This is a genomic window from Campylobacter sp. CCUG 57310, from assembly GCF_013201975.1.
Classification (GTDB): domain Bacteria; phylum Campylobacterota; class Campylobacteria; order Campylobacterales; family Campylobacteraceae; genus Campylobacter_A; species Campylobacter_A canis.
In genome coordinates, this window is record NZ_CP053845.1 from 664440 (window position 1) to 682689 (window position 18250).

Here is an 18250-nt window from a genome sequence, read left to right on the forward strand (position 1 = left end):
TTCATAAAGGAGATTCTTATGGATATAATGCTGATTTTACAGATTATAGTCCTATTTGGGGGTATCTACCTAGGTGTTAAACTAGGGGGTATGGGAGTTGGTTACGCAGGCGGTCTTGGTGTTGTTGTTTTAGCAATGCTTGGTATGAAAGTCGAGATGAAGGGTATTCCTATGGACGTTATCCTTATCATCGCATCGGTTATCTCTGCAATTACTGCTATGCAAGTTGCTGGAGGACTTGATTATCTTGTTCAGGTTGCGTCTAAAATTTTACGCAAAAATCCAAAACAAATTAACTTTTTAGCTCCTGTCGTTACTTATCTTTTAACGATATTTGCAGGTACCGGACATACGGCTTTTTCAATGCTTCCTGTTATTACCGAAGTTGCTAAAGGACAAAATATCAAGCCTAGTGCACCTCTTGCTCTTTCGGTCGTTTCATCTCAGGTTGCAATTACCGCAAGCCCGATTTCAGCGGCTTTTGTTGCGATGACAGGCGTTGTAGAGCCTCTTGGTGTTAGTTATCCGATGCTTTTATTTATCTGCGTCTCTACGACATTTGTCGCTATGCTTGCAACTTCATTTTTTGTAAATAAATTTTACGATCTTGACCTTTCAAAAGATCCTATATATCAAGAAAGACTTGCAAAAGGTCTTGTAGAAGAAGTTAAAGATGCCGAGTACAAAGAGCTTAAACCTTATGCAAAAAGATCGGTTGCCGTTTTTGCCATAGGCGTTTTAATTATCGTAGCTTATGCGCTTGCTATTTCAAAGAGTGTAGGGCTTGTTGAAAATCCTATTCTAACAAGAGATAACGCAATTATAAGCTTCATGCTAACTATCGGTTTTGTTATTGTGGTTCTTTGTAAAGTGGATACAGGCAAATTGCTTTCAACCAGCACTTTTCAAAGCGGTATGAATGCGTGCATCTGCGTGATCGGTATTGCCTGGCTTGGAACGACATTTGTAAACGGACACATTGAGAGTATTAAAGATATAGCTCAAGCGGTTGTTACTAAGTACCCGTTTGTTTTAGCTGTAGCGCTTTATTTCTTAAGCTGCCTGCTCTATTCACAAGCTGCAACAACTCGCGTTATGATGCCTGCGGTTGCCGTTGCTCTTGGTATGACAAGTCCTGAAAATGCGCAACACGTTTGGATTTTAGTCGCTTCATTTGCAGCTGTTTCCGGACTATTTGTTCTTCCTACATATCCTACAACGCTTGGTGCTATCGCAATGGATGATACCGGAACTACGAAAGTGGGCAAATTTGTATTTAACCACTCGTTCTTTGTTCCTGGCACGATCATGATTGCAATATCTGTTGGACTTGGATTTTTAATAGCTCCTATATTGATATAAGAGTTTTATATAGACTTAAGCCAAGAGAAATTCTCTCTTGGTTTTAAATTTAAGGAAATTAAATGAAACGAATCGGAATTATGGGCGGAATGGGACCTCTTGCGACTATTGATCTTTATGCAAAGATAGTTGAGCTAACGGACGCAAAAAAAGATCAAGACAACATACCTATCATCATAGATAACTACCCTCAAATTCCCGATAGAACGGCTTATATACTTCACGGCGGCGAAGATCCGTTTCCTTTTATGAAAGAAGCAGCACTTAGGCTTAAAAACGCAGGATGCGAGGCTGTTTGCATATCTTGCAATACCGCTCACTATTTTGCTCCTAGGCTTGAAGAGGAGTGCGGTATAAACATCCTTCATATAGCAAAAATAGCCACTAAGGCGATAAGCACAAATTTCCCAAATGCTAAAAAAATAGCCGTCATAGCGACTACCGGGACTACAAAAGCTAAAATTTATGAAGACGAGCTGGTTACAAACGGATTTGAATGCGTCCAAATTCCTGAAAATTTACTTTCAAATATCATGGACTGCATCTATAAAGGCGCTAAAGCAAACAACTTAGAAGCTTACATCTCTCTTTTTAACGAAACGATAGAGCTTATAGAAGCTGATACTTATATAGCGGCTTGTACTGAAATTCCGCTATTTTTGCCGTATGCGGATAAAAAAGATAAATTTGTAGATGCGACTCTTGAGCTTGCAAAAGCGGCTGTGAAATTCGGACTTCAAAAGTAAAATTTAAGCGCAAATTTGAAGCCGATCAGTCAAATTTGCTCTTAAATTCTCAAATTTAACTCTCAATTAAAATAAATTTTTATAAAATCTTTGTTAATTATAAAATTTCAAAGGTTTTTCGTGTCACACTCCGAAACTAGCGGTTTATATTTCGGCGCTTTTGTCATACTTTTTTTAGCGACTTTCGTTTTTAGCTTGATTGTCTTTTTATCAAGCAAGATAGGCGCAAAATTAGCAAATAAAAACTCCGAGCGTCTAAAACTTGCCATATACGAGTGCGGACCTGAAACGATAAAGCAGCCAAACCGCATCAATACTCACTATTTTACATACGCGATACTCTTTATTCTTTTTGACGTTGAGGTTATATTTATGTTTCCATGGGCGGTTGATTTTAAAATTTTAGGAGTTTTTGGATTTGTTGAGATGTTGCTTTTTATCACGCTTTTATCGGTAGGATTTATCTATGCTTGGGGGAAAGGAGCGTTTGAGTGGCAGGGCGTGAAATGAATTATGCCGCAAACGCCGGTTTGCCGGTAGTTTTAACGACAGTCGATAAGCTTGTGCAGTGGGGTCGTAGTAACTCGCTTTGGGCGCTTAGTTACGGGCTTGCGTGTTGCGCGATAGAGATGATGGCAAGCGGGGCTAGCAGGTATGATTTTGATAGGTTTGGAACTATTTTTAGAGCCTCGCCGAGACACTCGGAAGTGATGATAATCGCAGGTACCCTTACAAAAAAGCACGCCGAATTTACAAGAAGACTATATGATCAAATGGCTGAGCCAAAGTGGGTCATATCCATGGGAAGTTGTGCAAACACGGGCGGCATGTTTAATACCTATTCAACGGTGCAAGGGGTTGATAGGATAATACCTGTTGATATCTACTTGCCGGGTTGTGCTCCGCGCCCAGAAACTCTTCAATATGCACTCATGATACTTCAAAAGAAAATTCGCAAGCAAAGTGCCTTTAGAGCTGCAAAACCAAAGAGGCTGATATAATGAGAGAGTATAAAGATAGAAATAACGCTCAGAAAAAGCACTACTATAAAGACAGCTTTTACATACCTGAAAAGACGCAGAAATTTGACGTTTACGGGAGTAAATTTGAAGAAGATATAGAGGCTTTGGCTATTGCGGGAGTTCAAATTTTAGACTCATATATAGAGCTTGATCAGCTTGTAGTGTATGTAAATAGCAAAGAAAATTTAAAAGCGCTTGAAATTTTAAGAGAAGTTGGATATGAAATTTTATGTGAAATTTCGGCTGTTGATTTTATCGTTGGCAAGGGCGGTTTTGAAGTGTTTTATCAGCTTTTATCCGTATCAAAAATAAAGCGCGCAAGGCTAAAATGCTTCGTAAAAGAGCGCGAAATGCTTGCAAGCGTGACATCACTGTATAAAAGCGCAAATTGGTCCGAGCGAGAGATGTATGATATGTTTGGGGTTTTGATCAAAAATCATCCGAATTTAAAGCGTCTTATAATGCCTGATGATTGGCACTCGCACCCGCTTTTAAAGAGCTATCCGCTTCACGGCGACGAGCAGGCGCAGTGGTATGAAGTCGATAAAATTTTCGGACGCGAATATCGAGAGGTCATAGGTCCTGAAAATCGCGACAGCGCAAGGGTTGATAGCAAAGATACGTTTAATTTTTCAAGAATTTATCATGAAGTCGGCAGAGGCGAGCCTCCAAGAGATGAAAGGGTGCTACAAGAGTATCAAGAGGATGAGGGCGTGGCGTTTGTGAAAAAAGTAAAGCGCGACAAAGCTAAAATTTTAAAGAAAAGACCGTAAATGCAAAATCCAAGCAGACTTAAGCCGTTTTTTGAAAATATCGAATTTGAAGAAAATGACGGCAAGATGATACTAAATTTCGGTCCTCAGCACCCTTCGGCTCACGGGCAGCTTAAGCTCGTGCTTGAGCTTGACGGTGAAAAGGTCGTGCGCGCCATGCCTGAAATAGGCTTTATGCATAGAGGCGTTGAAAAGATGGCCGAAAACATGACCTTTCAGGAGTTTTTGCCGGTAACGGATAGAGTTGATTATATAGCCTCAAGTGCGAACAACTACGCACTTTGCGCAGCGGTTGAGAAGCTTTGTGATATAGAAGTGCCAAGAAGGGCACAGATAATTAGAACGATGATATTAGAGCTTAATCGCATAAGCTCACACCTGCTTTTTTTGGCTACTCACGCACTTGATGTGGGCGCCATGAGTGTGTTTTTATATGCTTTTAGAGAGCGTGAATACGTGCTTGATCTGATAGAGGCTTATTGTGGCGCTAGGCTAACTCACTCAAGCGTTCGTATAGGCGGCATGCCGCTTGATTTGCCAAACGGTTGGCTGGCGCAGATGACTGAGTTTTGCGATAAATTTCCAAACGATATCAAAACTTACGAAACGTTTTTAAGTGATAATAGAATTTGGCGTATGAGGCTTGAAGGAGTTGGCGTCTTAAGCAAAGAAGACGCTCTTAGTATGGGTTGCTCGGGCGTTATGCTAAGAGCAAGCGGAGTGCCTTGGGATATCAGAAAGGCAGAACCGTATCTCATCTATGATGAGCTTGAATTTGACGTTCCTTACGCTACCAGCGGGGACTCGTATGCAAGATATAAGCTTTATATGGAGGAGATGAGGCAAAGCGTTAGGATTTTGCTTCAATGCGCAAAGCTTTATCATACTACTAGCCCTGAAATTTTAGCCAATTCGCCGCAGTTTGTAAGCGCAAGCAAAGAGCAGATCATGACTCAAAACTACTCTTTGATGCAGCATTTTGTGCTTGTTACTCAAGGACTAAGAGCAAAGCAGGGAGAAGTATATCACGCTACCGAGTCGCCAAAGGGCGAGCTTGGATTTTATATATATTCAACCGGCGAAGCAAGCCCTTATAGGCTTAAAATTCGCGCTCCTAGCTTCTTTCACTGCGCGCTTTACGAGCATCTTTTAGTGGGGCAATATATCGCCGATGTCGTTACTATAATCGGCAGTTCAAATATCATTTTAGGCGAGATAGACAGATGAAAAGGGTTGATTTGAGGCATTTAAAAGCCAAATTTGAACGCGAATTTGAACGATGTGTTTTGAAGCTAAGAAGCGGCGAGGTCTGTATTTATCTTTTTGAGATCGGGGATTTTGGGTGTATAGAAAGGTGTGCGAATTTGGCTGTTAGAAACGGGTGTGAGATAATGAATTCGCTTAAATTTAACCAAGTTGATTGGATGATGGCGATAAAGAAGAATTAAAAGGCGGGATATGAAATTTAGTGAATTTAACGGCGGTAAGACTTTAAGTATGGCAAGTTTGCTTAGCGTGCAAAATTCAAATTTGGCTGAGAAGTTAAAACAAAATGAGTTTTTGTATATCTCATGCTTTGAGGATCAAAATTTAGGCAACGAAAATCTAATAAGATGCGAGATAGGGGCTCTTAGCTATGTGCTTGCTCTTATTTGTAAATATTGCGCGGAGGGATTAAATTTAACTCCTAAGGCGCGCGAATATCTAAGCGAGCTTGATGAGGGATTTTTAAGCGGCGAAAGCAGTGTGGGAGAAGAGGAATTTGAAGCTATTGCCCAGTTTTTAGGTAATGCTAAAAACATCATTATCGACAGCACGTTTTTTACTCATCCTGATTCAAAGCTTATCTTTGAGTTTTTAAATTTGCTTGATTTAAACGTCGTGTTAGCGGACGGCGAAGCTAAAGAGGTTGAGACCGGCGGAAATTTAACCGAACTAAAAGAGCTTGAAAGCTTTGACGGAAGCGTTGTTTTTGGGCTTGTCGGAGAGAGCGGCGAACTTGTAGGTTCTGCTTCGTTTGCGGCGGCTGCTAAGATAAAAGACGGTGATGAGGTGAGTATAAAAGCGCGCGATCTTGACATAACGCGTAAATTTAGGCTTGATGGCTTGATGAAAGGCACGGTTGGAATTTTTAACGACGCAAATGTTGACGGCTATAACTTTAAGGTTGCAAAAATTTCAAAAATAGGCTAAAGATGAGCGAGCAAATAAGCGTTTTTATCGACGGTATCCACTGCAAGGCGGATGAAAGCGAGAGCATACTAAATATCGCAAGATGCAACGGTATCTATATCCCTGCGATTTGCTATCTTAGCGGCTGTTCGCCTACGCTTGCCTGCAGGCTTTGCATGGTCGAAGCCGAGGGAAAGCGAGTATATAGCTGTAACGCCAAGGCAAAAGACGGCATGGCAGTGGTTACAAATTCGCCAGAGATAATATCCGAGCGAAACGCCATTATGCAAACTTACTGCATAAATCACCCTTTGGAATGCGGAGTATGCGATAAAAGCGGCGAGTGTGAATTACAAAATTTAACCGCTCTTATGCAGGTTACCGCTCAAAACTACGCGATAAAAGACACTCATAAACCACACATAAAATGGGGCAAGATAAGCTATGACCCCGCTCTTTGCATAGTTTGCGAGCGATGTATAACGGTTTGTAAGGACAAAATAGGTGAGGGCGCTTTAAAAACCACTGCGCGCGGAGGCGATCAGGTCGCAAAAGAGATGAAAGATCTCATGCCAAAAGATGCCTTTGCCGTGTGGAGTAAATTTCAAAAGAGCCTTATCGCGCCAAGTGCTGGCGAGGAGCTTGACTGCTCTTTTTGCGGGGAGTGTACAAGCGTATGTCCCGTAGGAGCGCTTGTGGGAAGTGAATTTAAATACAGCTCAAACGTATGGGAGCTAGAAAAAATTCCCGCTGCAAATCCTCATTCAAGCGACTGCGAGCTGATTTATTATGATGTGAAAACCACGGGCATAAGCGAGCGAAAAAGGAAAATTTATAGAGTCAGCAACGACTTTCACTTCGCTACGCTAAATCCCGCCGCAAGATACGGATATGACTTTGCTAATGAAAATGCCTTAAAAGATGAGGCGAATTTTAAAAATATAACCCAGAAATTTCGCCTAGGAGAGGTTAAAAATATCATATTTAACAGCTTCATAACAAATGAAGAGGCTCTAATTCTAGAGCTTTTAAGGGAGAAATTTGGCTTAAATTTGGTAAATAACGAGGCAAAAAGATATCAGGAATTTTTAAACGAGTATGCTAAATTTAGCGGCGAGAGTCTATATAATGGCGACGTGGCAAGTCTAAGTAAAACGGACTTCATTATAACCGCGGGAAGCTTCTTAAGATACGACGCGCCAAACGCTAGTTATGCCTTAAATAATGCGCTTAAGATAAACAAATCATCGGCGATCTATTTTCATACGGTTGCTGATGAGGTTGTGAAATCCTACTCTAAAAATTTGCTTTTCATAGATCATAAAGCGGGCATTGAGGCTAAAATTTTGCTATGGATACTGCATGAATTTGGCGAGAATTTAGATGAAGATACAAAGGAATTTCTGGATAGAAATTTGATAGATATTGAAGTGGCTGAAGGCGAAGAGACTAAGATCAAAAAGCAGCTAAAATTTGCCGACGAGCTTGGGCTTGATGAAGCTAAAATAGCCGAACTTAGAGCTAAAAAAGAAAGCTTTGCTCTTGTTGTCGGAGAGGATTTTATCTATCATAAAGAGGCGCTAAATTTGGCTTCGCTTTTAGGAATGATCGCTAAATTCAGCAAATTTAAGGTTGTTATATTGCCGCCTCGCACAAACTCGCTAGGAGTTGCTAAAATTTGCACTTTGAGTGAGCGCGAAAGCGGCTTTAGCTTCGGCTACAACGAAAAAGCCGACTTTAGTATGAGCGTATATGGAGGCGATCTTTACGCGCCTGCACTAACGCAGCAAGAGGGCACATTTGTAAGTTACGACAAGCGCGTAGTGCCTACAAATGCGGCTTTGCCATATCTTGGCTATACGCTAAACGATCTTGCAAACGAGCTTGGGCTTAAGTCTCGCTATACCATAGACTACACGCCAAAGCTTGCTAGATTTAGCGAATTTGGCGAAGTGAAATTTGATGATTTGCAAAATTATTACGATAATGCGGGAAATTCCCACCGCGGATATCTTTTAAATGCCGTAGATATAGAGGCGCAGGCTAAATTTGAGTTTGATAAGCTGAAATTTGATGAACAGGAATTTAACGTTTATAGAGCAAATCCTATTCATCAGTTTTCAAAATTTACAAACAGAGCTTCGCAGTTAAACGAAGCGGGAGCTCTTTATGCTTCGCAGGCTTTTTTGGATAAATTTAAGCTCTGCGAAAATGAGGCGGTGAAGATAAAGTTGGGCGATAAAATTTTAGCCCTTCACGTTAAGCTTGATAAAAATTTAAGCTCATGCGTGGCATATATCGGTGAATTTGACGAAAAGATAGATATAGACGCATTTTTTGAGAGCAGATATGCAAATTTAGAGATTTTAAAGGGTGATAGATGAGCGGATTTTATATCGTAGAAACCATCGTAAAAGCTCTTATCATCATCACGGTTTTTGCCACTCTTGCAGGACTTGGAACCTATGCGGAGCGCAAGGTGCTAGCTTATATGCAAAGGCGAGTCGGGCCTAGTATGGTAGGACCTGCCGGCATACTTCAGCTTGTCGCCGACATGATCAAGCTCTTTACCAAAGAGGATATCGTGCCGCAATTTGCCAATAAAAAAGTATTTTTAATAGCGCCTTTAATCTCGGCCATAGGGGCTTTTGCAGCGCTTGCTACGGTGCCGTTTTTGCCCGAATTTGAGCTGTTTGGGTATACGGTTAGGCCAATACTGGCCGATGTGGGAGTCGGTGTGCTTTATGTGCTTGGAGTAAGTGCCGTTTGCGTATTTTCCCCGCTTCTTGCAGGGCTTGCAAGCCACAATAAATACGCTCTTATCGCGGCTGCTCGTGCGGGCATGCAGCTGGTTAGCTTTGAAGTCGTTACGGGACTTTCGCTTTTAAGTGTCATTATGATGGTAGGCTCGCTTTCGCTAATAGACATAAACAACTACCAGGACGCGGGACTTGGCGGTTGGCTTATCTTTAGGCAGCCGCTTGCGTTTGGACTTTTTTTGATTGCGGCATTTGTGGAGACCAATCGAACACCGTTTTGTCTAACGGAAAATGAAACCGAGCTTGTAGCGGGATATGGCACGGAGTATTCGGGCATGCGCTGGGGTATGTTTTTTATCGGCGAATATACTAATATGATAACCGCGTCGTTTCTTGTTAGTCTTATATTTTTAGGCGGATTTAATCCCGTCTGGTTCGTGCCCGGTGCGATTATGATCATTTTAAAAACGGCGTTTATATTTTTCTTTTTTCTTTGGACGAGAGCGGCTTGGCCTCACGTAAGAGCCGATCAACTAATGGGTCTGTGCTGGAAGGTTTTGATGCCTTTGGCCGTGGCTAATATCTTGATAACGGGGCTGGTGCTGGTATGAGCGAATATGTTTTGATAGATACTCCGACTCCGCCGAGCGGTAAATTTGAAAAATTTAAAAGATTTGCCTCTCGCGCGATAAAATTTGAGCTATTTGCGGGGCTTTGGGTCGTTTTACGCGAGATGATATGGGGTAAGTCTCATACCGTTTTATATCCGCTTGAAAAGATCGAGCTAAGCCCAAGATATCGCTCGGTACATAGACTTATGAGGTTTATCGAGAGTGAAAATGAGCGTTGCATAGGGTGCGGGCTGTGCGAGAAAATTTGCGTAAGTAACTGTATCGCCATGCAGACTAAAGAGGGCGAAGATGGACGCAAAAAAGTGCTTGAATACTCCATAAACTACGGCAGGTGCGTTTATTGTGGGCTTTGTGCGGAAGTTTGTCCCGAGCTTGCTATCGTGCACGGAAGCGAATACGAAAACGCAAGCGAACAAAGAGCGTATTTTGGGCTTAAAGAAGATCTTTTAACTCCAATTAGCGAGCTTAAAAGCCAAGTCGAATTTAGCGGATTTGGTTCGCTTGGCGAAGATGCGGATAGGTTTGTGAAAAAAACGCCTACTGCGTATAAAAATTTAGATGAAATTTTACGTGAAGAGGTTTATGAGGAAATTTCAAGAGAGGAAGCTTTGAAAGAAAAAGAGCGCAAAGAGCTAAATTCTGATGAAAATTTAAATGCCGATCAATCGGTTAAAGAAAGCGTAAAAGATACAAAGGACGGAAGCGATGCTTGAGGCTGTTGCGTTTTATATCTTTGCCGCATTTACTCTTGCTTGTTTTGCTATAAGCGTGTTTAGCAAAAATGTCCTTTACGCGATGACTTCGCTTGCCGGAGGCATGATATTTGTTTCGGGATTTTTCTTTTTGCTTGATGCCGAGTTTTTAGGAGTGGTACAGATCATCGTATATACGGGTGCGGTTATGGTGCTATACGCTTTTTCGATGATGTTTTTTGATCTTAGTAAAGATGTAAACGAGAGCAGAAGCAAGGCCGCTTCAAGGCTCATATATACGCTTGGCACACTTAGCGCACTTATACTTGTGCTTATATTTGCAGCTCCGATAGCTTCTGCGAATTTAGAGGCTAGATATCCTATCGTTGAAACTATGGGCAATATAGAGATGATTGGAATTTTGCTCTTTACCAAGTATCTTGTCGTCTTTGAGCTGGCTGCTGTTATGTTGCTTGTGGCTATGGTAGGAGCTATCGCGCTTGTGCATAAGGATATGGATAAAGGAGTGAGCGATGATAACGCTTAGCCACTATCTCATCGTCGCTGCGCTGATGTTTGCGCTCGGGCTTATGGGTATAATAAAACGAGGAAATCTTATAATGCTCTTTTTTTCAACCGAAATTTTACTAAATTCGGCAAACGTAGCGCTTGCGGCGATATCGAAATTTAACGGCGACATGATAGGGCAAATTTTTGCGTTTTTTATTATCGCCGTTGCCGCAAGCGAAGTTGCCATAGGTCTTGGCTTGCTTGTGCTTTGGTATAAAAAGACGGGCTCGATCGAAATTTCAAGCTTAGAAAGCATGAGGAGCGAGTGATGAGTATCATGACTCTTTTTGCCGTGGCTTTATTTGCTCCGCTTTTTGCAAGCATTTTGGCGAGTGCGTTTTCACATACTGCAAGGTCAGCCTTTGTGGGCATAGCTTGCTCGTTTTTGATAGTTGCAAGCGCACTTGCATCCATAGCCTTGCTTACTTTAGTAAGCGTTGCGGGTGCGATAGAAGTTTATCTTATGGATTTTATTATAGCGGGCGGGTTTGAGAGTGATTTTAGCTTTATGCTTGATGACGTAAGCGTGATCATGATGTGTGTGGTGGGCGTAGTAGCAAGTGTCGTGCATATCTACTCGATCAGCTATATGGCTAATGATAGCGGGTTTAACAGATACTTTAGTTATCTTGGACTCTTTGTATTTTCTATGCTCGTTTTGGTTTCAAGCGATAATTTTATAGGGCTGTTTATCGGCTGGGAAGGTGTAGGACTTTGCTCGTGGTTGCTTATCGGGTTTTGGTATAAAAAGCCTCGTGCAAGCTGGGCTGCAAACGAAGCCTTTATCATGAACCGAATCGCCGATCTTGGCATGCTTGTGGCGATATTTTTGATATACCGCGAATTTGCAAGTGTGAGATATGTAGATGTGTTTAGGATGGTGCCGAATTCAGACGGCGCCTTGCTTGCTTTGATCGCTTCGTTTTTATTTATAGGCGCGATGGGTAAGAGTGCGCAGTTTCCGTTTCACACTTGGCTTGCCGACGCTATGGAAGGACCTACGCCTGTTTCGGCGCTTATACATGCAGCTACTATGGTAACGGCAGGAGTTTATCTGGTAATTAGAGCAAATTCCATCTTCGGCGCCGTGCCTGAAATTTCAAACTTCATAGCGTATCTTGGAGTATTTGTGGCGGTTTTTGCAGCCTCTATGGCGGTTGTGAATAACGACTTGAAAAAGATAATCGCCTACTCGACTCTATCTCAGCTTGGATATATGTTCGTAGCCGCAGGGCTTGGAGCGTATTGGGTGGCGCTTTTTCACCTTGCTACGCATGCGTTTTTTAAATCGCTTTTGTTTTTGTGCGCGGGCAACGTAATGCACGCTATGAACGATGAACTTGATATAAAAAAGATGGGCGGGCTTTATAAATTTATGAAAATAACCGCAGTATTTATGATAATAGGCTCGGTGGCACTTGCGGGATTTTATCCGTTTGCCGGCTTTTTCTCAAAGGATAAAATTTTAGAAGCGGCTTTTAGCAGCGATAAATTTATTATCTATGCTTTGCTTTTAGCCGGTGCGGTTATGACGGCATTTTACAGTTTTAGGCTGATTATGCTTGTATTTTTTGGCAAAGCTAAATTTGAGCATGAACCACATGAAGCAAGTAGACCCGCTCTCATATCGCTTATGCCTCTTGTGATTTTGGCTCTGTTTGCAGGGTTTTTTGAGCATAAATTCGAGCTTCTAACGGAAAATATTTTGCCTAAATTTGAATTTGATATACCAAGCGGCACGAGCCTAATCATGATATTTACAACGCTTGCGCTTGTTTTGATCTCTACGATTTTTGCGATATTTGCTTACAAAAAAGAGATTTTTAAAAGCAGCTTGGACGAGCTTAAAATTTACAAGCTACTAAAAAACGAGTATTTTATCCCGCAAATTTATAGGAGAGTTTTTATAAACGGATACTTTAATTTGGCTAAAATTTGTAAGAAATTAGATGAAGCGGTTATAGATAAAAGTGTTGATTTGGTTGCGGTTGCGATATATAAATTTGCAAATTTTTCAAACAGCATGCAAAGCGGAAATCTATCTCTTATGTTGCGCCTTATGGTTATAGGCTTTGTTATACTGCTTACTTTGGCGTTTTTTATTAAGGTTATTTATGCTTAGTTTGGTTATATTTTTCCCTGCGCTTGCCGCGATGCTTGGGTTTTTGATAGAGGAAAAAAGTATCAAGGTCTATGGGGTTTGCATAGCGTTTATAGAGCTTTTGCTTACTCTTTTCATATGGCTTGGTTTTGACTCGGCCAATAGCGGATACAGCTTCGTAAATCAAATTTCGCTCATTGAATTTCTAAACATAAACTACCTTGTGGGCATCGACGGAATTTCTTTGTTTTTGGTTGTTTTAAGTTCATTTATGACTCTTGTATCTTTAATCGCTCTTACTATAAAAGAAAATTTAAAGCATCTTATCATCTCTATTTTATTTTTAGAGATGACTATGATGGGCGTATTTTTAGCGCTTGATGCGATTTTGTTTTATATATTTTGGGAGCTTAGTCTGCTTCCTATGCTTTATATCATCGGTGCATGGGGAAGCGGCAGGCGAATTTACGCTGCGGTTAAGTTTTTTATATATACGTTTTTTGGCTCTGTTTTTATGCTTGTTGCGATCTTGATGATGGCTTATTATCACTACGATATGAACGGAGTTTGGAGCTTTTCGCTTCTTGATTGGCAGGGGTTAAATTTGCCCGAAAATACTCAAATTTGGCTCTTCTTAGCATTTTTTATAGCGTTTGCGATAAAAACGCCGATGTTTCCTTTTCACACATGGCTTCCATACGCTCACGGACAAGCCCCTACCATAGGCTCTACACTGCTTGCAGCGGTGCTTCTTAAGATGGGCACTTACGGCATGGTGAGATTTTTACTGCCGTTATTTACCGATGCAAGCGTGATGATGTTTGATATAGTAGCGATATTGGCTGTTACAATGGTGATTTATACCGCGTTTATAGCTTACGCTCAAGATGATATGAAGCAAGTAATCGCCTATAGTTCGATATCTCATATGGGTATTGTGGTGCTTGGGGTATTTTCTATGAACGTAGAAGGCGTTAGCGGGGCGGTGTTTTTAATGATAAGCCACGGCGTAACTAGCGGCGCTCTGTTTTTACTTGTAGGCGTGATATATGAGCGAAGACATACCAAGATGATAGCCGAATTTGGTGGGCTTGCTGGGGTAATGCCTCGTTTTGCTCTTGCTTTTGGCGTAGTGATGTTTGGTAGCATAGGGCTTCCTCTTACGATAGGGTTTGTGGGAGAATTTTTAAGTCTGCTTGGAATTTTTAAGGCAAATTTCATATATGGAATTTTAGGCACGGTCGGCGTGATAGTGGGCGCTGTTTATATGCTTCATCTTTTTGCTAGGGTATTTTACGGAGAATGCAAAGAAGAAAATTTAAAGCTTGCGGATCTAAATTTAAACGAATTAGTCGCTCTTGTACCGCTTTGCTTGCTTGTTATTTATCTTGGCGTTAGACCCAATGCGGTTTTAGCGCCTATTGATCTAAGCGTGAAAACCATGGTTGAGAAGATGCATGTAAATGCAAAAACCAAAAAAGCAAAGGAATTTATAGAGCATTCAAACAAGCTAGGAGGGAGCGATGAATAATCTTACTCTTTTAAATTTACAAGAGCTAAATTTAGCCTCCATAGCGCCTATGCTTTCGCTTATAGTTTTTGGGCTGTTTATACTATGCATCGGCACTTTTAAAAAGGATCTTTCGCGCACTTTTTATACTGTTTTTTGCCTTATCGCCATAATGCTAAATATCGGCATAGTTATTGATTCAAACCGCATGATGAGCGGATTTTTCGGTCTCATGGTGATAGACGGCATATCTATCATCTCTCAGCTTGTCATACTTACGGCTTCTGCGCTGTTTATACCGCTTGCGCTTAGTACGAAGCGGTTTTTTGAATACGAGATGAGCGAGTATTACGCGCTATTTTTGTTTATGATAGCCGGATTTGAATTTATGGTTAGTAGCAACAACCTTATTTTGATATTTATCGGGCTTGAGACCTCATCTCTTGCGCTTTATACGCTTATCGCGCTTCATAACAAACTAAAATCCATAGAAGCTGCGATTAAATATTTTACTATGGGTGCTTTGGGCGCCGGATTTTTCGTATTTGGTGCGGCGATGTTTTATCTTGCAAGCGGAAGTTTGGAGATAAATTTTACCGGAGAGGTTATCAGGGATTTAAATTTGCAAGATAGCATGGTGGTTATATTAGGGTGCGTTTTTATGTTTAGTGCGATTGGATTTAAGCTATCTTTGATACCTTTTCATACATGGGTGCCCGATGTCTATGAGGGCACAAACGCCCCTCTTGCAGGATACATGTCGGTAGTGCCTAAAGTCGCGGGATTTATAGTGGCGATGAGGCTTTTTGAAAGTCTTGCAAATTCCGGTATCCAGTGGGTGCACGATATGCTTTATATAAGTGCGGTTTTAACGATGACTATAGCAAATTCGATGGCTCTTGTGCAACGCGACGTCAAGCGAATGCTTGCTCTTAGCTCCATAGCTCACGCGGGCTTTGTGCTTTGTGCGATAGTTGTCGGCACAAGCGAGGCTAATACGGCGCTATTTTTGTATTGGATTATGTTTTTGTTTGCGAATTTAGGCGCATTTTCGATGCTTTGGGTTGCACGCTGCGATGATACGGTGTGTTGGGACAGGAGATTTAAGCATCCTTACGAAAAATTTGCAGGACTTATAAAGACTTTGCCAAGTTATGCCGTAATAATGGCTATTTTTATGGTTGCCCTTGCCGGAATTCCTCCTTTTAGCGTCTTTTGGGGCAAAATTTATCTCATTTTTGCAGCCGTTGCAAGCGATCACATCGTCTTAGCCGTGATTATGGTTTTAAACAGCGCTTTGGCGATTTATTATTATCTAAAGCTTGTTGTTTATATGTTTTTAAAAGAGCCTGTGGTTAAAGATAAAAACCTCTACATCGCAAATACTTCAAACGCTCTTAAGGTTATCGTCGGCTTTGCGGTCATCACTACTTTAACGGCTATGCTTATGATAAATCCACTGCTTGAGTTTATCGCCAAATTTGTAGTTGCAAGTGGTTTTTAAAATTAAACATCATATAATATCAATATGAAAAAATTAGCCATTTTATCTATTTTTCTTCTTGCTCCGCTTTTTGCGTTTGGCTTTTCTTTGACCTTAAATTCAGGCAAAGAGGCAAATAGAACTTATAGTGTCCTTCATCTAAAAGACGAGAAGGAATTTAGCTGCAAGGAGCAAATTTTAGCTTACGATAAAAAGCTTTATGTATGCGAAATTTCTAGTAGTTCAATCCCTAAAATAGATGACAAGATACTCTCTTTGGTCAAGATAAATTTCACTCAAGATGAAAATACGACCAAGATAACCATAACTCCGCACGCAAATTCAAGGCTGATAAGCTATAAAAGCCCACTTTTTGGAAGTAGCGACGTAAAAGAAAGCAAAGATGAATTCGCTCTTCATCATACGATACTCATAGATTCTGCTTTGAGCGAATTTGATAAGCCAAAACAAGACGGCATAAATTTCGCTCCCAGCTTTAATGATATGAAACTTCCAAGCGTGGGAGCTCTTGATCTGAACAAAGCTCCGATAGAAAACCCCGATAGCCACGATATAAATTTATATCTTGAAATCAAAAAAGACTATGACGCTAGGCGCTACGAAGCGGTTTTAGTTTCAACTCAAACGGCTTTAAAAAGATATGCAAACAGTATATTTGCAAGCGAGTTTATGCTTTATCGCTTGCGAGCTCTTGATAAAATTTTAGAAAAAGAAGAGAATTATAATGAAATTTTGCCTATGGATATCGCAAACGAAGGCAAAGCATGGATGAGACGATTTGCTTCTGATGAAAATTACTCCGAAGTGCTTTATCTTGTTACTAAATCATACATCAGGCAGGATATGATGAGCGATGCGAATTACACTCTTGATATACTGATGAACGAGCATTCAAACTCGCTTTGGACGAAGATGGCGATACTTGAATTTGCAGATAAAATTTACAAAACGGGCAAAGCCGCCGACGCTATAAAAATGTATGAAAAGGTTCTTTACTCAACTAGTAGCGTAGATGTAGCAAGCAGAGCCGCTTTAGCCTTAGCGCAAACCAGTATAAATGCGGCGAAATTTGAGCAAGCTAAAGATTATATACTAAAAATTCTAAACGCAAATGAGAGCTATCTGCTAAACGATATATCTCAAGCCATGGAGCTTGCTGCCGTGTTTCACGAGCGTAAAATGGACGATGTGGCTTCAAGGATTTATGAGATCATAACCCAAAACTCTAACAGAAACGATGAACACTATGAAATAGTGCTTAAGAATTTAGCCCTTAGCTTAAGTAATACAAAAGATGTAAATAAAGCCTACGACTACTTAAAACGCTATAAAGATGAGTTTAAGGAGGGCGAATTTATCTCGCAAGTTCAAATGGGGCTTGATAGACTGTTTTTTGAACTTAACGAAAATAATGCAACTAAACTTCACGAATACTACGATACTCTTATGGATAAATACGGTAAAAACGAAATAGCCCAAAGAGCTCTTAAAGAGCAGACCGGCTTATATCTAAAAGAGGGAAAATTCAGCGATGTGCTTCGCTATACAAACACGGCTCGCGATATGAACGATACCGAGGCGATCATTAGCGTAAATAATGCGGCTTTGGCGCTTGCTAATGAGATGATTCGCCAAGACAACTGCAAAACAGTGGTTTCGCTAGTGGAAAACTATGAGATAAGCGGTCGTATAGAGGCGAAATTTAAGCTGTTTAATTGCTATATGAGGCTTTTAAGGTTTGAAAGCGCTTATGAGCTAGCACGTGCTAATATAAATTCGCAAGATATGCTTGATCGTATCGAGTGGCTCATAAATTTAAGCTCCGCACTTATCAAAGTAGAAAAGTATGCCGAGGCTTTGCGCGTGGCTGATGAGGCACTTGCTATCGCGACTAAAGAGGAGTATGCGGACGTTTCGCCCGTGCTTTTTTATCGCTTTGAAGCTTTGCTTAAACTTAACCGAATAAGCGACGCAGTAGCTACTATAAGCGCGATAGAGACGCTTAGAGAAGATGATTTTAAGGTTATTGAAACCTATGATAAAATTTCAAGCGCAACTTATGCAAGTAGCGATTTTGTAAAATCCGCCGTCTATGCCAAAAAAGCCATTGAACTACAAAAAAGGCTAAATATCACTACCTTTAGCCCGAAAATAAATTTTGAATACATTGATTCTTTAAATAGGCTTGATAGGCTTGATGAAGCGGTGCAAGCGTCAAAAGAGCTTGTAGGTTCGCGACTTTTGCCAAGCGATAGAGCCAGAGCGCTTGCTCAAATTTCAGAGATTTATATCAAGCGTAAGCAACCAAGCGAGGCGAAGCCTTATATAAAAGAGTGCTTGGAGCTAAATTTTGAAAGTTCGTGGAAGAGTATCTGCGAGCAGCAATTAAGGCTCGTGGAGTAGGGCG

Annotated in this window: 17 protein-coding genes; all 17 read left to right on the forward strand. The window is 40.9% G+C overall.

What is annotated here, in order from left to right; all coding sequences use genetic code 11:
* Positions 1-18 precede the first annotated feature (18 nt).
* Positions 19-1362: an anaerobic C4-dicarboxylate transporter gene (locus CORI_RS03390; RefSeq protein ID WP_173030803.1), complete on the forward strand. Its 1344-nt coding sequence runs from the start codon at positions 19-21 to the stop codon at positions 1360-1362.
* Between the two features lie 62 nt (positions 1363-1424).
* Positions 1425-2108, forward strand: a complete 684-nt coding sequence (locus CORI_RS03395; protein ID WP_173030804.1) for an aspartate/glutamate racemase family protein — start codon at positions 1425-1427, stop codon at positions 2106-2108.
* A gap of 120 nt (positions 2109-2228) precedes the next feature.
* Positions 2229-2618, forward strand: coding sequence for an NAD(P)H-quinone oxidoreductase subunit 3 (locus tag CORI_RS03400; RefSeq protein ID WP_169941955.1), 390 nt, complete (start codon positions 2229-2231; stop codon positions 2616-2618).
* On the forward strand, positions 2600-3109 hold the full coding sequence (locus tag CORI_RS03405; RefSeq protein WP_173030805.1) for an NADH-quinone oxidoreductase subunit B family protein: 510 nt from the start codon (positions 2600-2602) through the stop codon (positions 3107-3109). Before CORI_RS03400 ends, CORI_RS03405 begins: the two co-directional genes overlap by 19 nt.
* Positions 3109-3903, forward strand: a complete 795-nt coding sequence (locus CORI_RS03410) for an NADH-quinone oxidoreductase subunit C (RefSeq protein ID WP_173030806.1) — start codon at positions 3109-3111, stop codon at positions 3901-3903. Before CORI_RS03405 ends, CORI_RS03410 begins: the two co-directional genes overlap by 1 nt.
* The gene (nuoD, locus tag CORI_RS03415) at positions 3904-5130 is read left to right on the forward strand and encodes an NADH dehydrogenase (quinone) subunit D (protein WP_173030807.1); all 1227 of its coding nucleotides are present in this window, start codon (positions 3904-3906) and stop codon (positions 5128-5130) included. It begins immediately after the preceding gene.
* Positions 5127-5351: an NADH-ubiquinone oxidoreductase subunit E family protein gene (locus CORI_RS03420; protein ID WP_173030808.1), complete on the forward strand. Its 225-nt coding sequence runs from the start codon at positions 5127-5129 to the stop codon at positions 5349-5351. Before nuoD ends, CORI_RS03420 begins: the two co-directional genes overlap by 4 nt.
* A gap of 10 nt (positions 5352-5361) precedes the next feature.
* The gene (locus CORI_RS03425; RefSeq protein ID WP_173030809.1) at positions 5362-6096 is read left to right on the forward strand and encodes a hypothetical protein; all 735 of its coding nucleotides are present in this window, start codon (positions 5362-5364) and stop codon (positions 6094-6096) included.
* 14 nt (positions 6097-6110) lie between these two features.
* Positions 6111-8459, forward strand: a complete 2349-nt coding sequence (locus tag CORI_RS03430) for an NADH-quinone oxidoreductase subunit G (RefSeq protein WP_173031923.1) — start codon at positions 6111-6113, stop codon at positions 8457-8459.
* Positions 8456-9445, forward strand: coding sequence for an NADH-quinone oxidoreductase subunit NuoH (gene nuoH / locus CORI_RS03435; RefSeq protein WP_173030810.1), 990 nt, complete (start codon positions 8456-8458; stop codon positions 9443-9445). Before CORI_RS03430 ends, nuoH begins: the two co-directional genes overlap by 4 nt.
* Entirely contained in the window at positions 9442-10179 is a 738-nt protein-coding gene (gene nuoI / locus CORI_RS03440) for an NADH-quinone oxidoreductase subunit NuoI (RefSeq protein ID WP_173030811.1), read from the forward strand. Before nuoH ends, nuoI begins: the two co-directional genes overlap by 4 nt.
* Positions 10172-10705, forward strand: coding sequence for an NADH-quinone oxidoreductase subunit J (locus CORI_RS03445; protein ID WP_173030812.1), 534 nt, complete (start codon positions 10172-10174; stop codon positions 10703-10705). Before nuoI ends, CORI_RS03445 begins: the two co-directional genes overlap by 8 nt.
* Positions 10692-10997 carry an NADH-quinone oxidoreductase subunit NuoK gene (gene nuoK / locus CORI_RS03450; protein ID WP_173030813.1) on the forward strand — a complete coding sequence of 102 codons (306 nt, stop codon included), beginning with the start codon at positions 10692-10694 and terminating at the stop codon, positions 10995-10997. The genes CORI_RS03445 and nuoK overlap by 14 nt, the downstream gene beginning before the upstream one ends.
* A gap of 8 nt (positions 10998-11005) precedes the next feature.
* On the forward strand, positions 11006-12850 hold the full coding sequence (gene nuoL / locus CORI_RS03455; RefSeq protein ID WP_173031924.1) for an NADH-quinone oxidoreductase subunit L: 1845 nt from the start codon (positions 11006-11008) through the stop codon (positions 12848-12850).
* Positions 12843-14360 carry an NADH-quinone oxidoreductase subunit M gene (locus tag CORI_RS03460; protein WP_173030814.1) on the forward strand — a complete coding sequence of 506 codons (1518 nt, stop codon included), beginning with the start codon at positions 12843-12845 and terminating at the stop codon, positions 14358-14360. The genes nuoL and CORI_RS03460 overlap by 8 nt, the downstream gene beginning before the upstream one ends.
* Complete coding sequence (gene nuoN / locus CORI_RS03465; RefSeq protein ID WP_173030815.1) at positions 14353-15843, forward strand: NADH-quinone oxidoreductase subunit NuoN; 1491 nt, start codon at positions 14353-14355, stop codon at positions 15841-15843. The genes CORI_RS03460 and nuoN overlap by 8 nt, the downstream gene beginning before the upstream one ends.
* A 24-nt stretch (positions 15844-15867) precedes the next feature.
* Positions 15868-18246, forward strand: coding sequence for a hypothetical protein (locus CORI_RS03470; RefSeq protein WP_173030816.1), 2379 nt, complete (start codon positions 15868-15870; stop codon positions 18244-18246).
* Positions 18247-18250 lie beyond the last annotated feature (4 nt).

Bases quoted from the DNA above. Each gene is read 5' to 3' on its own strand.
- CORI_RS03395 (WP_173030804.1), top strand. From the start codon at position 1,425: ATGAAACGAATCGGAATTATGGGCGGAATGGGACCTCTTGCGACTATT.
- CORI_RS03390 (WP_173030803.1), top strand. From the start codon at position 19: ATGGATATAATGCTGATTTTACAGATTATAGTCCTATTTGGGGGTATC.
- nuoN (WP_173030815.1), top strand. From the start codon at position 14,353: ATGAATAATCTTACTCTTTTAAATTTACAAGAGCTAAATTTAGCCTCC.
- nuoH (WP_173030810.1), top strand. From the start codon at position 8,456: ATGAGCGGATTTTATATCGTAGAAACCATCGTAAAAGCTCTTATCATC.
- CORI_RS03410 (WP_173030806.1), top strand. From the start codon at position 3,109: ATGAGAGAGTATAAAGATAGAAATAACGCTCAGAAAAAGCACTACTAT.
- nuoL (WP_173031924.1), top strand. From the start codon at position 11,006: ATGACTCTTTTTGCCGTGGCTTTATTTGCTCCGCTTTTTGCAAGCATT.
- CORI_RS03445 (WP_173030812.1), top strand. From the start codon at position 10,172: ATGCTTGAGGCTGTTGCGTTTTATATCTTTGCCGCATTTACTCTTGCT.
- CORI_RS03460 (WP_173030814.1), top strand. From the start codon at position 12,843: ATGCTTAGTTTGGTTATATTTTTCCCTGCGCTTGCCGCGATGCTTGGG.
- CORI_RS03425 (WP_173030809.1), top strand. From the start codon at position 5,362: ATGAAATTTAGTGAATTTAACGGCGGTAAGACTTTAAGTATGGCAAGT.
- nuoK (WP_173030813.1), top strand. From the start codon at position 10,692: ATGATAACGCTTAGCCACTATCTCATCGTCGCTGCGCTGATGTTTGCG.
- CORI_RS03470 (WP_173030816.1), top strand. From the start codon at position 15,868: ATGAAAAAATTAGCCATTTTATCTATTTTTCTTCTTGCTCCGCTTTTT.
- nuoD (WP_173030807.1), top strand. From the start codon at position 3,904: ATGCAAAATCCAAGCAGACTTAAGCCGTTTTTTGAAAATATCGAATTT.
- CORI_RS03420 (WP_173030808.1), top strand. From the start codon at position 5,127: ATGAAAAGGGTTGATTTGAGGCATTTAAAAGCCAAATTTGAACGCGAA.
- nuoI (WP_173030811.1), top strand. From the start codon at position 9,442: ATGAGCGAATATGTTTTGATAGATACTCCGACTCCGCCGAGCGGTAAA.